Below are 17,063 nucleotides of genomic sequence, written 5' to 3' on the forward strand. Positions count from 1 at the left end.
TCAGGCTCGACGCCGGGACGAACCGCGCACGACGAGCTCCGGTGCCAGCAGCGCGGCCACGGGAAGTGGTGTCCCGTCCGGCGGGCACAAGGACTCCACGATCCGCCGGCCGATCTCGGGGATCGGCTGGCGGACGCTGGACAGGTCGAGGACCTCGGCCGACGGCGTGTCGTCGTAGCCCACCACGGCCACGTCGTCCCCGGGAACCAGCCCGAGATCACGCGCGGCCTGCAGGGCACCCGCGGCCAGGGTGTCGGAGGCCGCGACGAGCGCGGTCGGCGCACCGGTCCTGTCGAGGAGTGTGCGAGCCATCCGCGCGCCGCTGATCCACGTGTCCTCGCCGCGCGCGTCGAGGCGGTGGTCGCCGGTCAGCAGTCCGTGGCGGTCCATCGCCGTCACCCAGCCGCCGGCGCGGTCATCGCCGACCCGGTGGCCCTCCGGAAAACCGAGGAACCCGATCCTGCGGTGCCCGCACGCAACCAGGTGCTCGACAACGGCAGCGACACCCGCCGCGTTGTCGACGTCGACCCAGCCGGTCGCGTCGGCGGAGCCGGAGAACCGGCCGAAGCACACGAACGGCACCCCGGCGTCCAGCAGCACGGCCGGCCGCGGGTCGTCGGGCACCACGTTGTACAGCACGACACCCTCGACCGACCCGCTGCGCACCAGTCGCACGCAGGTGGCGACCTCGCTCTCCGCGTCATCCACCGCGAACAGCATCAGGTGCCTGCCGACTGCCTGTCCCGCCTCGGCGAGCGCGTGCAGGAACCGGTCGTGCAGGTGGGCGAGCGAATGCGAGGAGACGGGCTCGATGCGGCACGCGATCATGCCGGCGGAGCTGGACCGCAACGCCCGCGCCGCCCGGTTCGGCTGGAACCCGAGGTCTGCGACGGCGCGCTGAACGCGTTCCCGGGTCTGCGGGCGTACCTTCTCCGGGTAGTTCATGACGTTCGAGACGGTCTGCTTCGACACCCCGGCGGCCACGGCGACGTCGGCGATCGTCACCGGGCCGGACCGCGGTGCGGCCCGACCGGCGGGCGGTTCCGCCACGGCGAACACCCCTTGCCTCCGCGGCCGACCGGCAGTGGCGCGACCCGTTGAGCTGATCGGCAAAACCTAGCCGAGATCGTACTTTGGAGCACTTCCGGCCGATCGGCGACGCGGGGGGCGTGATCGGCACCTCGCTGCGGCATTTGTTGTGTGTGTTGTCACACCGAGCAATGTGTGAAGAAGTAAGCAACTCTCGGGTAGGTAGCGGTTCCCTTTCGGCGGAACGCTAAACATACAGTTCTTTGATGACCATTCATGGTTGATCAAATGCTCCTTTCGGCGGTGTGTGCTGCAGGGTCCGAACGACAATGTTATGTTCGGCTGCGGCGGTGGCCGGTTTGCGCGCGGCTGCTGCTTTGTCTTCGCGGGCTGTCCTCGGAATGGGCGAGTCGCTCTTGCTCCGACGGCTGCCCGGTCGCGCCCGTTGTCCGATCAGGAGAAGGAGAGAGTTGTGACCGACGTCGCTTACCAGGTGCTGATCAACGACGAGGAACAGCGGTCGCTGTGGCCGTTGGGCAAAGAGGTTCCGCAGGGGTGGCGCAGTGAGGGCAAGGAGGGGTCGCGGGAGGAGTGCATGGAGTACGTCGACGGCGTGTGGACCGACATGCGGCCCCGTAGCCTGCAGGAACAGATGAAGGCGGACGCGGTCGGCTGATCTTGCCGGCGGCCGGTGCCGTGCTGTGCCCTCGCCGGGCCGGGGCGAGGTCAAACGTGGCAACCGGGTGAATCGCAGCCCGAGCGGTGACCTCTCGCAATATTTATCTATCTCCGATGAGTTCAGCGACCAAATTCTGGGACTTCGTAACTCGGGGCTGACAGCGTCGTTGAAGGACTGTATGGATGTTGGTCGTGGAGATGAACTCCGGACGACATTCTTACCCACGCGGAATATGGCCGTGGAGTGAGTGGAAGTGTGCGTGAGGGTTATCGGCGGCTGAATGCGGCCGCTGTGTCCCGTGCTCCGCTGTGGGGCAGATCAGCAAGATAAACAGGACGTTCGGTGGAGAGGAAATGGTGGAGCACTTACGCGAGGTGCTGGAACGGTCAGCACTCCACAACCACGTGCCCGGCGCACAGCTCGTCGTGTGGCGGGACGGTGACGTCTGGGAGTTCGAGTTCGGTGAGGAACGGCACGGCACCGGGTGGGCGGTGGGGCGGGACAGCAAGGTGCCCATCGGGTCCATCACCAAGACGTTCACGGCGACGCTGCTGATGGTCCTGGTGTCCGACGGCGACGTGGAGCTGGACGAGCCGGTGGTGGAGTACCTGCCTGAGCTGCGGCAGGCGCTGGGGAGCAACGCCGACGTGCTCACCGCCCGCCACCTGCTCAGCCACACCGGCGGACTGCCCTCGGAGGTCGTGGCCCCGCCCGACGGCCGGGTGGCGCTGGCGGCTTCCGTGCAGGACGTCGTGCAACCGCCGGGTGCGGGTTTTTCCTACTCCAACACGGGATACGCGCTCATCGGCCGCCTGATCGAGGTGGCGACCGGCATGACGTGGGCGGAGGCGGTCAAGACGATCCTGCTCAAGCCGCTCGGCATCGACCTCGGGTTCATCGCGGGCCAGGGGAGTGCCGTCCTGCCCACGGCCAGCGGCCACACGGTCAACCACGCGCTGCGCCTGATGCGTCCCGTCGAGCAGGAGCTGGCGCCGGTGGAGGCACCGGCCGGCGGTCTCGCCGCCAGTGCCGCCGATCTCGTCGAGCTGGCGAAGATGCACCTCGACCCCCGGCACGGCGGCATCGACCCCGGTCTGGTCACGCCGGAGCACCTCGCCGAGATGTGCCGTCCGGTGCCGGGAGCGGAACCGTTCGGGCTCGCGGACGGGTGGGGTCTGGGCCTCGCGATCTTCCGCGGTCACGGCACCGGCTGGCTCGGGCACGACGGCACCGCCGACGGCACGTCGTGTCACCTGCGCCTCAACTCCGAGACGGGCACGATCGTCGCGCTGACCGCGAACTCTTCCACCGGTGCGGCCCTGTGGCGTGACCTGCTGCCCGAGCTGCGCGCCGCGGGCATCGACCTCGACGAGAGCGAGGCGACGATCGACGCCGAGCCGAGGGCGTCCATCCCGCGCGAGTGCACCGGCACGTACGTCAACGGCGACACCGCGTTCGAGGTAGTGGTCGAAGGTGACGAGCTGCACCTGGTCGTCGACGACGAACCGGCCGCACGGCTGGCGGTCCACGACGGGTTCGTCTTCTCCGTGACGGACCTGGCCAACGGTGCGACCGGCCGTCCCGGGCGCTTCCTGCGCGATCCCCGCAGCGGCCGGATCGACCGGATCCAGATCGGCGGCAGGGTCGCGGGCCGGCGGCACCGCGAACGCGACGTGGCCTGACGCCACAGGTTCCGCACTCCTTTCCTTCTTCCCCCTGTACCCGTGGCGCTGCTTCGCGCCCAAAAAGAGGTTGGACGGCGATGACGCTCCCCGACACAGTGCCCGCGACCACGCCGGTCGGCGGCCCGTTCCGCGCCGATCAGCGCGACACCGTGGCCGGCCTGTTCGCCGAGCAGGTCCGGCGCACCCCCGCCGCGGTGGCGGTGGTCGCCGACGACGGCGAGCACACCTACGCGGAACTGGACGCGCGCTCCGACCGGCTCGCGGGATCCCTCACCAGGCTGGGGGTCCGGCCGGAACAGCCGGTCGGCGTGCTGGTCGAGCGGTCGACCGAGCTGGTGGTGGGCCTGCTCGCCGTGCTCAAGGCCGGTGGCGCGTACGTGCCGCTCGACGCCCGTGCGCCCGACGAGCGGATGGCGACCGTCCTGGGGGAGGCCGGGGTGTCGGTCCTGCTGACCGACGACACGTGGAAAGGCGTGGCGGAACGGGTCCACGGTGGTCACGTGCTCCTCGTGACCGACGAGGGAGAGGGCGCGCCCAACGCGCTGGTGCACCCGGACAACCTCGCGTACGTCGTGTTCACCTCGGGGTCCACGGGGGTGCCGAAGGGGGTGGCGGCGCGCCACCGCGACGTGGTGGACCTGGTGCGGGACAAGCGGTTCACGGGCGGCGCGCACGACCGCGTGCTGGTGCACTCGCCGATGGCGTTCGACGCGTCGACCTACGAGCTGTGGGTGCCGCTGCTCAACGGTGGCACCGCCGTGATCGCTCCGCCCGGCGATGTGGACGGACAGGTACTGCGGAAGGCGATCAACGAGCACGGCGTGACCGGGCTCTTCGTCACCTCGGGGCTCTTCCGGGTGCTGGCCCAGGACGACCCGGCCTGCCTGGCGGGGCTGGGCGAGGTGTGGACCGGCGGTGACGTCGTGCCGGCCGCGGCGGTGCGGCGGGTGCTGCAGGCGTGCCCCGGCACGACCGTGGTGGACGTGTACGGCCCCACCGAGACCACCACGTTCGCCACCTCCCACCCGCTGCCCGACCTGCGGGCGGTGCCTGACGTCCTGCCCATCGGCACGGCGTTGGACGGCATGCGCCTGCACGTGCTGGACGACGAGCTGGAGCTGGTGCCGGACGGGGAGACCGGGGAGCTCTTCATCGCGGGCACGGGTCTCGCCCGCGGGTACCTCCACCGCCCCGGGCTGACCGCGGACCGCTTCCTGGCCGACCCGTTCGGCGCACCCGGCGACCGCATGTACCGCACCGGTGATCTCGTGCGGTGGACGCCGGAGGGCACCGTCGACTTCGTCGGCCGCGTCGACGAGCAGGTCAAGATCCGCGGGTTCCGGGTCGAGACCGCCGAGATCGAGGCCGTGCTGGCCAAGCACCCCGACGTCGTGCAGGCCGCGGTGCAGGCGCAGGTGGACCACAACGGGGTCAAGCGCCTGGTCGCCTACGTCGTGTCCACGGCGGCACCGTCCGACGACGAGCTGCGCGCGTTCCTCCTGCGTTCGCTGCCCGACTACATGGTGCCGTCGGCGTTCGTGGTGCTGGACCGCCTTCCGCTCAACAGCAACGGGAAGGTCGACCGCAAGGCGCTGCCCGCGCCCGACTGGGACCTCGACCGGCGCACGGAGCACGTCGCACCCCGCACTTCCGCCGAACGCGCCATCGCACGGGCGTGGGCCGAGGTGTTCGGCGTCGACCCGGACCGAGTCGGCGCACACGACGACTTCCTGTCCCTCGGCGGCGACTCGATCCAGGCCCTGCGCGTGGTGTCACGGCTGCGCACGGCGCTGGACGTGCCGTTGTCCACGAGGGACCTGATGGACGCGCGGACCGTGGCCGGTCTCGCCGACCTGCTCGCCGACCGCCTGCCCATCACGGCGGACGACCGGATCACGACCGTGCCGCACGACGGCGTGCTGCCGCTCTCCCCGGCACAGCAACGGTTGTGGCTGCAGCACGAGCTCGACCCCACCGCCACCGACTACAACACCGGGGTCGCCCTGCGGTTGCGCGGCCCGCTCGACCTCGACGCCCTGCGGACCGCCCTGAACGGACTGGCCGCCCGGCACGAGACCATGCGCACCACCTTCACCGAGGTCGACGGCCACGGCGTGCAGGTGGTCGCCGCCCACGCCACGGTGCCGCTGCGCGTGGAGGACCTTTCCGCCGCCGCGGACCAGGACGACGCGCTCGACCGGTTGTGCGCCGAAGAGCTGACCACGCCGTTCGACCTGAGCACCGGGCCGCTGGTCCGCGCCGTGCTGGCCGAGCTCGCCGAGGACGACCACGTGTTGCTCCTCGACCAGCACCACATCGTGACCGACGGCTGGTCGGTCCGCGTCCAGGTCGACGACCTGCTGGAGCTGTACCGGTCCGCCCTCCGAAGAACCGCGCCGGAGCTGACACCGCTGCCCATCCGCTACGGCGACTTCGCGGCCTGGCAGTCCCGCCGCGTCGAGGACCCGGCCGTGGCAGGGCAACTGGACCACTGGCGGCACGTCCTCGCCGGCCTCGAACCCCTCGACCTGCCCACCGACCGGCCCCGCCCGGCACAGCGCACCACGGCGGGCGCGGTCCACCGCGAAGCCCTGCCGGGCGAGCTGGTGCAGCACCTGACCGAGGTCAGCAGGAACAGCGGCACCACTCTCTTCACCACGCTGGCGGCCGCTGTGCAGCTGCTGCTGGCCCGCTACACCGGCCGGCGTGACGTCGCCGTCGGCACCGCCTCCGCCGGACGTGGCCGGCCGGAGCTCGACGACCTCGTCGGGTTCTTCGTCAACACCTTGGTCCTGCGGTCCACAGTGGACCCCGAGGTGTCGTTCGGGCAGTTCCTGGCCGACGTCAAGGACACCGTGCTCGACGCGTTCGCCCACGACGAGATCCCGTTCGACCGGCTCGTCGACGAGCTGCGACCGGACCGCGACCCGAGCCGCACCCCGCTCGTGCAAGCGCTCGTCGTGCTGCAGCAGGAGATGGTGCGACCCACGACGGTCGACGCGCTGGTCGTCGAAGAGCACCACCTGCCGCGGCCGCGGGCGCGGTTCGAGCTGCTGGTGGAGTTCTGGCCGCGGGACGGCTCGCTGGACCTGTCCATCGAGTACAACACCGACCTGTGGGACGCCACCACGATCCGGCGGATGGCCGGTCACCTCCGGGTCCTGCTGGACGGCGTCACCCCCGGCGTGCGGCTGAGTGAACTCCCGCTGCTCGGCCAGCGGGAACGCCACCAGGTGCTGGAAGCGTTCAACGACACCGGCCGGCACGAACCGGCCACGATCACCGCCCTCTTCGCCGACCAGGTCCGGCGCACCCCGCACGCCGAGGCCGTCGTCGCCGACGGCACGTCGCTGACCTACTCCGAGCTGGACACCCGCGCCAACCGCCTGGCGCACCACCTGCTGCGGCACGGGCTGCGCCCCGAACAGCCGGTGGCGGTGCTGCTGGGCCGCTCGCTCGACCTCGTCATCGCCGAACTGGCCGTGGTGAAGGCGGGCGGCGCGTACGTCCCGCTCGACACCAGGGCTCCCGCCGAGCGGCTGGCCGTTCTGCTGTCGGGCAGCGGTGCCGCCGTCGTGCTCACCGACCAGACCTGGCTGGCGACCGCGCAGGAGGCGCACGACGGTCACGTCGTCGTGCTGGGCACCGAGGACGGGCCGGCGTCCGCACCGGACGTGGTCGTGCACCCGGACCAGCTCGCCTACGTCATGCACACCTCGGGCTCCACCGGTGTGCCCAAGGGCGTCGCAGTGCGGCACCGCGACGTCACCGACCTCGTGCGCGACCGGCGGTTCGCGGGCGGCGCGCACAACCGGGTCCTGTTGCACTCCGCCCCCGCGTTCGACGCCACCACCTACGAGCTGTGGGTGCCGCTGCTGAACGGCGGCACCGTCGTGGTCGCCCCGGCAGAGGACCTGGACGCCGACCGGCTGCGCGACCTGGTCACCGCGCACCGCCTCACCGGCCTGTGGCTGACCGCCGGCCTGTTCCGGGTCATCGCGCAGGACGACCCCGAGTGCCTCACCGGGTTGCGCGAGGTGTGGACCGGTGGTGACGTCGTACCCGCACCGGCGGTCCGACGGGTGCTGCGCGCATGCCCCGGCATCGCCGTGGTCGACGGCTACGGCCCCACCGAGACGACCACCTTCGCCACCTCGCACCGCATGGCCGACGCCGACGCGGTCGACGACGTGGTGCCCATCGGCCGTCCCCTGGACGGCATGCGGCTGCGCGTGCTCGACGACAGCCTGACGCCCACGCCGATCGGTGTGCCGGGCGAGCTGTTCATCGCGGGGTCCGGTCTGGCGCGCGGGTACGCGGGCCGGCCGGGGCTGACCGCGTCCCGGTTCGTCGCCGACCCGTTCGGCGCGCCGGGGGAGCGGATGTACCGCACCGGCGACCTGGTGCGGTGGCGCTCCGACGGCACGGTCGAGTTCGTCGGCCGCACCGACGACCAGGTCAAGATCCGCGGGTTCCGGGTCGAGCCGGGCGAGGTCGACACCGCCCTGTCCGCGCACCCCGCCGTCGCCCAGGCGGTGACGGTCGTGCGCGTCGACGACACCGGCCGCAAGCGGCTCATCACCTACCTGACCGCCGTCGGCACCGCGCCCGACGTGGCCGCGCTGCGGGAGTTCCTCGGCCGCACGCTCCCCGACTACCTCGTGCCGTCCGCCTTCGTCGTCCTGGACGCCCTGCCGCTCAACGCGAGCGGCAAGGTCGACCGGCACGCGCTGCCGGAACCGGTGTGGGCCACCGCGACCGGCACGCACGTCGCGCCCGCCGACGGACCGGAGGCCGTGCTGGCCGGGATCTGGGCGCAGCTGCTCGGCGTCGACCGCGTCGGCGCCGGCGACAACTTCTTCGAGCTGGGCGGCGACTCCATCCTCAGCATCCAGGTCGTGTCGCGGGCCCGGCAGGCCGGGCTCGCGCTCAGCCCCGGCGACCTCTTCCGGCACCCCACGGTGGCGGCGCTCGCGGCCGTGGCCGCGGTGGCTGGGCCTGCCCAGGCCGACCAGGGCCGGGTGGCGGGGGACCTGCCGCTCACGCCGGTGCAGCGGTGGTTGTTCGCCACGAACCCCGGCCACCCCGAGCACTTCAACCAGGTGCTGACGGCGGAACTGGCCTCCGATGTGGACGTCGACGCACTCCGCACGGCGCTGACCGCGTTGGTGGAGCACCACGACGCGTTGCGGATGCGGTTCGAGCGCACGGAGTCCGGCTGGCGGCAGCACAACGCGCCGGTCGAACCCGCCGAGCTGCTCACCACCAGCCCCTGTCCGGGGTTCGACCTCACGACCGGACCGCTGCTGCACGCCGAGCTGCAGAACTCGGTGCTGCGCCTGACCATCCACCACCTCGTCGTCGACGGCGTGTCGTGGCGCGTCCTGCTGGAGGACCTGGTCACGGCCTACGACCAGGCGGCACGCGGCGAGCCCGTCCGGCTGGCCGCCAAGACCACGTCGTTCAAGGACTGGTCCCACCGGCTCGCCCGGCACACCGCCGACGGCGGCTTCGACGACGAACGCGACCACTGGGCCGCCACAACCGACGCGGACCCGTCCCTGCCGGTCGACCACGACGGCCCCAACACCGCCGGGTCCACCAGGGCCGTCTCGGTCCGGCTCGACGCGGAGACCACCAGGGCACTGCTGCAGGACGTGCCCGGCGCCTACCGCACGCAGGTCAACGACGTGCTGCTGAGCGCTCTCGGCCGGGTGCTGGCCGACTGGACCGGCCGCACGCGGGTGCCGGTGGACCTGGAGGGCCACGGCCGCGAGGACGTGCTCGACGGCGTCGACCTCTCCCGCACGGTCGGCTGGTTCACCTCGATCTTCCCGGTCGCGCTCGACGTGCCCGGCGGTGACTGGGGAGTGGTCCTCAAGTCGGTCAAGGAACAGCTGCGCGCGGTGCCGCGCAGGGGAATCGGCCACGGCGCGCTGCACGAGCCCGGCACCGGCGGCCCGCAGATCAGCTTCAACTACCTCGGCCGGCTCGACTGGTCTGCCGTCGAGGGCGGCGTGCTGAGGGCCGTGCGCGGCAGCCTGGAGCTCGACAGCGCACCGCAGGCCCCGCGCCCGCACCTGCTCGACGTCGTCGGCGCGGTCGAGCACGGCTGCCTCGACCTCACCTGGTACTTCAGCGACCGGGTGCACGACGAGGCGACCGTGCGCGGCCTGGCGGACGCGCTCGCCGCATCGTTGCGGGAGATCGTGGAGTACTGCGCCCGGCCGGGTTCCGGCGGCCGCACACCCTCGGACTTCCCGCTGGCCCGCCTGGACCAGGCCGCGGTGGACCGGCTCGTCGGCGACGGCGTCGAGGACCTCTACCCGTTGACGCCGATGCAGGCGGGCATGGTCTTCCACGGCCTGGTCGACGGCGCGACCTCGGGCGCGTACTTCAACCAGGTCCGCTTCCGGCTCGCCGGCGTGACCGACCCGCGGGTGCTGGGCGCGGCCTGGCAACGCGTCGTGGACCGCAACGCCGTGCTGCGCAGCGAGGTCGTGTGGGACGGCCTCGCGGAACCGCTGCAGCGGGTGCGCTCGCACGTCACCCTCCCGATCACGTACCTCGACTGGACCGGTCTCGACGAGGACGAGGAGCTCCGCGCACTGCAGGAGAGCGACCGCGCGGCCGGGATGGACCTCACCACCGCGCCGCTGATGCGCGTCGCGATCGCCCGCCTCTCGCCCGACGAGGTGCTGGTGCTGTGGACGTTCCACCACGTCCTGCTCGACGGGTGGAGCGCGGCCCAGCTGTTCACCGAGGTCTGTGAACACCACGCCGCCATCACCCGCGGCACCGCCGGGCCCGCCACCGCCCGCCCGGCGTTCCGCGAGTACCTGCACTGGCTCGACCGGCAGGACGGCGAGCAGGCCGAGCGGTACTGGCGGCGGGTGCTCGACGGCTTCGACGAGACCACCCCGCTGCCGTTCGACCGCCGCCCGGTCGACGCGCACCGCGCCCAGTCCGGCGGCACCGTCCGGTTCGAGCTGACCGCGGAGAGCACCGAACGGCTGCGCGAGGCGGCCCAGCGCCACGGCCTGACCGTGAACACCGTGGTGCAGGGGGCCTGGGCGGTGCTGCTGGCCCGCTACGCCGGCACGTCCGACGTCGTGTTCGGCACCACCGTGTCCGGCCGTCCGGCTGACCTGCCGGGCGTCGAGTCGACGGTCGGCATGTTCATCAACACCGTGCCCACGAGGGTCGCCGTCGACCGCGGCCGCGACCAGCTGTCGTGGCTGCGGGAGCTGCAGGCCGACCAGGCGGAGGCGCGGCGGTTCGAGCACGTGCCCCTGTCGCGGCTGCGCGGGTGGAGCGCGCTGCCCGGCGGCGCCAACCTCTTCGACAGCATCCTCGTGTTCGAGAACTACCCGTTCGACGAGGACGCCATGGCCGCGCACGGCCTGCGGCTGCACGACGTGTCCGCGCACGAGCCCACCAACTACGCGCTCACCGTCGTGGTGTCGCCAGGACAACGCCTCGTGGTCGAGCTCGACCACGACCCGGCGCTGTTCGACGAGGCCACCGTGCAGCGGCTCGGCGGGCACCTGCGGCTGCTCCTGGACGACCTGCTGGTGGACCCGGCCCAGCCGGTGCGCGAGCTGCGGCTGCTCGACGACGCCGAACGCCGGCAGGTGCTGGTGGAGTGGAACCCCACCGGCGCGGACTTCCCGGTGGGGACGCTGCCGCGGCTGTTCGCCGAGCAGGCCGCGCGCACCCCGGACGCCGTCGCGGTCACCTGCGAGGGCACGCACCTGACCTACGCCGAGCTGGACGCGCGTGCGAACCAGCTGGCGCACCTGCTGGTGGAACGGGGCGCGGGACCGGAGAAGTACGTCGCGCTGCGGCTGCCCCGGTCCACCGACCTGGTCGTGGCGGTGCTGGGCGTGCTGAAGTCCGGCGCCGCCTACCTGCCGATCGACCCGTCCTACCCGGAGGACCGGATCGCGGGCATGGTCGAGGACACCCGGCCGGTGACCGTGCTGACGGAGCTGCCGGACGTGTCCGGCATGCCGTCCACCGCGCCGGACGTGGTGCTGCGGCCGGAGAACCCCGCGTACGTCATCTACACCTCCGGCTCCACCGGCAAGCCCAAGGGCGTCGTCGTGCCGCACGCCAACGTGGCCCGGCTGTTCTCCGCCACCGACGCCTGGTTCGGGTTCGGTGCCGACGACGTGTGGACCCTGTTCCACAGCTATGCCTTCGACTTCTCCGTCTGGGAGCTGTGGGGCCCGCTGCTGCACGGCGGCCGGCTCGTGGTCGTGCCGCACGAGGTGTCGCGCTCGCCGCGCGAGTTCGCCGACCTGCTGGCGCGGGAACGGGTCACGGTGCTCAACCAGACGCCGTCGGCGTTCTACCAGCTCATCGCCGAACAGCCGCAGGACCTCAGCCTGCGGTACGTCGTCTTCGGCGGTGAGGCGCTGGACGTGCGCAAGCTGGCGGCCTGGAACGGTCCCGGCGAGCTGATCAACATGTACGGCATCACCGAGACCACCGTGCACGTCACGTGGACCCCCGCCGACGGCACCGTCGGCGAACCCATCCCGGACCTGCGGGTGTACGTCCTCGACGAGGACCTGCGGCCTGTGCCGCCCGGTGTCGTCGGCGAGATGCACGTCGCCGGCGCGGGACTCGCGCGCGGCTACCTCAACCGGCCCGGCCTGACCGCGTCCCGGTTCGTCGCCGACCCGTTCGGCGCGCCCGGATCGCGCATGTACCGCACGGGCGACCTGGCGCGGTGGAAGGACGGCCGGCTCGACTACCTCGGCCGCGCCGACCACCAGGTCAAGATCCGCGGGTTCCGCATCGAGCTCGGGGAGGTCGAGGCCGCGCTCGAAGCGCACGAGGACGTGACCGCGGCCGCGGCCGACGTCCGCGAGCACGCCGGGCGCAACGTCATCGTCGGGTACGTCGTCGGCGGTCATGGCGCCGACCTGCGCGCGTTCCTGGCGCGGACCCTGCCCGACCACATGGTGCCGTCGGCGTTCGTGCACCTGGACCGGCTTCCGCTGACCGGCAACGGGAAGCTCGACCGCAAGGCGCTGCCGGCGCCGGAGTGGGAGACGACCGGTGCCCGGCACGTCGAACCGCGCACCGAGCCCGAGCGCGTGCTCGCCGGCATCTGGGCGCAGGTGCTGGGGCTCGACCGGGTCGGCGTCGAGGACGACTTCTTCGAGCTGGGCGGTGACTCGATCATCAGCATCCAGGTCGTGTCGCGGGCCCGGCAGGCCGGGTACGGCCTGGCACCACGCGACCTGTTCAGCCACCCCACGGTGGCCGCGCTCGCCGCTGCGGTGCCCGCGGTCGCCGCCGAGGAGGCCGTGCCGCAGGGGCCGGCGGTCGGCGAGGTCCCGCTGACCCCGATCCAGCGCTGGTTCCTGGACGCCGAACCCCCGCATCCCGGGCACTTCGACCAGTCCGTCGTCGTCGAGTTCACCGACGAGGTGGACCAGGCGGCGTTGCGGAAGGGGTTGGCGGGTCTGGTGGAGCACCACGACGCACTGCGGATGCGGTTCGACCGCACCGGCTCCGGCTGGCAGCAGTACAACCCGCCGGCCGAGCCTGTCGACGTGCTGTCCGGAGTGGACGGCGGGTTCGACCTGGCGCGCGGACCGCTGCTGCGGGCCACGCTCACGTCCCGCACGCTCCGGCTCACCGCGCACCACCTGGTCGTCGACGGGGTGTCGTGGCGGGTGTTGCTGGAGGACCTGGAGACCGCCTACCTGCAGGCCGCGCGCGGCGAGAAGATCGCGCTGGGAGCGCGGACCACGTCGTTCCGGGACTGGGCGCTGCGGCTGGCCGAGTACACCGCGGCCGGCGGGTTCGACGACGAGGCTGACCACTGGGCGGGCGTCACCGGTGACCCGAGCGTGCCCGTCGACCGCGACGGCGTCGGCACGACCGGTTCGGTGCGCGGTGTCACCGCCGAGCTGGACGCCGACCTGACCAGGGCGCTGCTGCAGGACGTGCCGGCCGTGTACCGCACGCAGGTCAACGACGTGCTGCTGAGCGCGTTGGGCCGGGTGCTGGCCGGGTGGACGGGCCAGGACCGGGTGCTGGTGGACCTGGAGGGCCACGGCCGTGACGGCGACTTCCTCGACGGCGTCGACCTGTCCCGCACGGTCGGTTGGTTCACGTCGGTGTTCCCGGTGGCGCTCGACGTGCCGGCCGGGGACTGGGGCGCGGTGCTGAAGGCGACCAAGGAACGGCTGCGCGCGGTGCCCCGGCGCGGCATCGGCCACGGCGCGCGGTACGGCGGCGTGCAGCCCGCGGTCGCGTTCAACTACCTCGGGCAGTTCGACGGCACCGCGGGCGGCACGGCGTTCCGCACGATCGGCGGGATCGGTGCCGACGCCGCACCCGACACGCCCCGGCACCACCTGCTCGACGTCGTCGGCGCGGTGCAGGACAAACGGCTCCAGCTCACCTGGTACTACAGCGACGAGGTGCACGACGAGTCGACCGTGCGGGCGTTGGCCGAGGCGATGACGCTGGCGTTGCGGGAGATCGTGACGCACTGCGCCGAGCCGGGTGCGGGTGGCCGGACGCCGTCGGACTTCCCGTTGGCAGGCCTGGACCAGGCCGCGGTGGACCGGATCGTCGGGGACGGCCGTGACGTCGAGGACGTCTACCCGCTGACGCCGATGCAGGCGGGCATGGTCTTCCACAGCCTGTCGCACGGCCACGAAGGCCTGTACACCGAACGGATCTCCTTCGTCCTCGACGGTGTCACGGACGTCGAGGCGCTGGACCGTGCGTGGCGCGAAGTGGTGGCCAGGACCCCGATCCTGCGCAGCCGCGTCGTGTGGGAGGGCGTCGACCGGCCGGTGCAGGTGGTGTGCCGCGAGGTCGGCCTGCCGAGCGACGACGGGGAGCTCGACCTGGGCACCGCGCCGTTGATGAGGCTGGTGCTGACGCGCGAGTCGGACACGGCCGTGCGGGTCGGGTGGACGTTCCACCACGTCCTGCTCGACGGGTGGAGCACGTTCCAGGTGCTCAGCGACGTGATCACCTGCTACGCCGCCTTCACCGCCGGACGCGAACCCGAGCTCCCGTCCCGCCGCCCGTTCGGCGACTACCTGCGCTGGCTGTCCACCCAGGACCCGGCCGAGGCGGAAACCCACTGGCGGCAGGCGTTGCGCGGGTTCGACGCGCCCACGCCGCTGCCGCTCGACCGGCCCGCCGAACCGGGCCACGCCACCCGCTCGGCGGAGTGGACGACGATGACGCTGCCCGGTGCCGGGCTGCGCGACTTCGCCCAGCGCAACGGGTTGACGCTCAACGCCGTGGTGCAGGGCGCGTGGGCGTTGCTGCTGTCGCGCTACAGCGGCCAGACCGACGTGTGCTTCGGCTCCACCGTGTCCGGCCGCCCGGTCGACCTGACCGGCGCGGACGCCATCACCGGCATGTTCATCAACACGCTGCCCGTGCGCACAGCGATCGCGGAGGACGAGCCGGTCGCGGTGTGGCTGCGGCGGCTGCAGGCGGACCAGGCCGAGGCCCGGCGGTTCGAGCACGTGTCGCTCGCGGACCTGCAGGCGTGGAGCGGCACCGAGCTGTTCAGCAGCATCGTGGTGTTCGAGAACTACCCGGTCGACGAGGTCGCGACCCACGGCGTGACCGTGCGCGACCTGGACGCCGTGGAGACGACCAACTACCCGCTCAGCGTGGGCGTCCGTCCCGGCGCGGAGCTGGAGTTCCGGCTGAGCTACGACCCGGCGCTGTTCGACGCCGGCACGGTCGAGCGGGTCGCGGGCCACCTGGCGACGGCGTTGCTCGGCCTGGTCGCCGATCCCGGGCGGGCGGTGGGCGAGGTCGACGTCCTCGGCGACGCCGAGCGGCGGCTCGTCCTCCCGGAACGGGTCAAGGCCGGCGTCCCGGACCTGACCGTCGCGGAGATCTTCGCCGCTCAGGTGGACCAGGCTCCCGACGTGGTGGCCGTGGTCGCGGGTGGCACGTCGCTCACCTACGCCGAACTGGACGCTCGCGCGAACCGGTTGGCACAGCGGCTGATCGCGCTCGGTGTGCGGCCGGAGGAACGCGTCGGGCTGCTGCTCCGCCGATCGGCCGACGTGGTGGTCGCGGTGCTCGCCGTGCTCAAGGCGGGTGGCGCGTACCTGCCGCTGGACAGCCGGGCTCCGGTGGAACGCCAACGGCTGGTGCTGGAGCAGGCCGGCACCCAGGTGCTGATCACCGACTCGGACGTCGTGCTGTTCGACGGGCACGTCGTGGTGCCCGACGGTGAGGAGGCGTCCGAACGGCCCGCGGTCGCCGCGCACCCGGACGGACTCGCCTACGTGGAGTTCACCTCCGGCTCCACCGGCACGCCGAAGGGTGTCGCCGTGCGGCACCGCGACGTCGTGGCGCTGGCACTGGACTCGCGGTTCGACGGACCCGCCCACCGCACGGTGCTCGTGCACTCGCCGCTGGCGTTCGACGCGTCCACCTACGAGCTGTGGGTGCCGCTGCTGCGCGGCGGCAGCGTGGTCGTCGCGCCGCCGGAGGACCTCGACGCGGCGGTGCTGCGCGAGCTGATCGAGTCCCACGGTGTGACGGCGCTGTGGCTGACCGCGGGCCTGTTCCGCGTGCTGGCGCAGGACTCGCCGGGCTGCCTTGCAGGCGTGCACGAGGTGTGGACCGGCGGCGACGTCGTGCCCGCCACGGCGGTCCGCCGGGTGATGGCGGCCTGTCCCGGCCTGGTGGTGGTCGACGGGTACGGACCGACCGAGACCACGACGTTCGCGACCGCGCACCGGATGACCGGCCAGCACGACGTGCCGGACACCGTGCCGATCGGGTCCGCGCTCGACGGCATGTCCACCTACGTGCTCGACGACCGGCTGCGCCCGGTGCCGCTCGGCGTGCCGGGCGAGCTGTACCTCGCGGGTGCCGGTCTGGCCCGCGGGTACCTCGACCGGCCAGGGCTCACGGCCTCGCGGTTCGTGGCCTGCCCGTTCGGTGTGCCGGGGGAGCGGATGTACCGCACCGGCGACGTCGTGCGGTGGCTGCCCGGTGGCGCGCTGGAGTTCGCCGGCCGGGCCGACGACCAGGTGAAGCTGCGCGGGTTCCGGATCGAGCTCGGTGAGGTCGAGGCGGTCCTGGGGCGTCATCCCGGCGTGGGCGGGCTGGTCGTGGTGGTCCGCGAGGACGACCTCGGCGGCAAGCAGCTCGTGGCCTACCTGGTGCCCACCGACCCCGCTCGTGCGCCGGAACCGGCGGACGTGGCGGCGTTCGCGGGGCGGACCCTGCCCGACTACATGGTGCCGGCGGTGTTCGTCGTGCTCGACGCGTTGCCGTTGAGCGCCAACGGGAAGGTCGACCGGGCCGCGTTGCCCGAGCCGTCGCTGACCGCGTCCGCCGCGCCGTACGTGGCGCCCAGGACCGACACCGAACAGGTGATCGCCGAGATCTGGACCGAGGTGCTGGGCGTGGACCGCGTCGGTGCCGAGGACGACTTCATCGCACTCGGCGGTGACTCCATGCGCAGCCTGCTCGTCACGTCCCGCTGCCGCGGCGCCTTCGACGTGCCGCTGACCCCGCACGACGTCCTCACCGCCGGCACGGTCGCCGACCTGGCGCGGCTGGTCGAGGAGAAGATCCTGCTCGAGCTCGAACGAGTCGCCCTCGATGACGGCGCACCCCAGGAACTGTGAGGAGACACCACATCATGT

At 72.4% G+C, this 17,063-nt stretch carries 4 protein-coding genes; 3 read left to right on the forward strand and 1 reads right to left on the reverse strand.

All coding sequences use genetic code 11. The annotated features are described in order from the left end of the window. Window positions 1–1,050 carry a LacI family DNA-binding transcriptional regulator gene (locus BBK82_RS35160; protein ID WP_065921592.1) on the reverse strand — a complete coding sequence of 350 codons (1,050 nt, stop codon included), beginning with the start codon at window positions 1,048–1,050 and terminating at the stop codon, window positions 1–3. 451 nt (window positions 1,051–1,501) lie between these two features. Between BBK82_RS35160 and BBK82_RS54895 the strand changes: the two genes are divergently transcribed. The 3 genes from BBK82_RS54895 (at window position 1,502) to BBK82_RS35175 (ending at window position 17,045) form a co-directional block, all read left to right on the forward strand. Continuing rightward, the gene (locus BBK82_RS54895) at window positions 1,502–1,705 is read left to right on the forward strand and encodes an MbtH family protein (RefSeq protein WP_065918817.1); all 204 of its coding nucleotides are present in this window, start codon (window positions 1,502–1,504) and stop codon (window positions 1,703–1,705) included. A gap of 356 nt (window positions 1,706–2,061) precedes the next feature. After that, complete coding sequence (locus BBK82_RS35170; protein WP_065918818.1) at window positions 2,062–3,390, forward strand: serine hydrolase domain-containing protein; 1,329 nt, start codon at window positions 2,062–2,064, stop codon at window positions 3,388–3,390. 197 nt (window positions 3,391–3,587) lie between these two features. Further along, entirely contained in the window at window positions 3,588–17,045 is a 13,458-nt protein-coding gene (locus BBK82_RS35175; protein WP_472368453.1) for an amino acid adenylation domain-containing protein, read from the forward strand. The last annotated feature ends 18 nt before the right edge of the window (window positions 17,046–17,063 follow it).

Source organism: Lentzea guizhouensis (assembly GCF_001701025.1).
In the GTDB taxonomy this organism is placed as follows: Bacteria; Actinomycetota; Actinomycetes; order Mycobacteriales; family Pseudonocardiaceae; genus Lentzea; species Lentzea guizhouensis.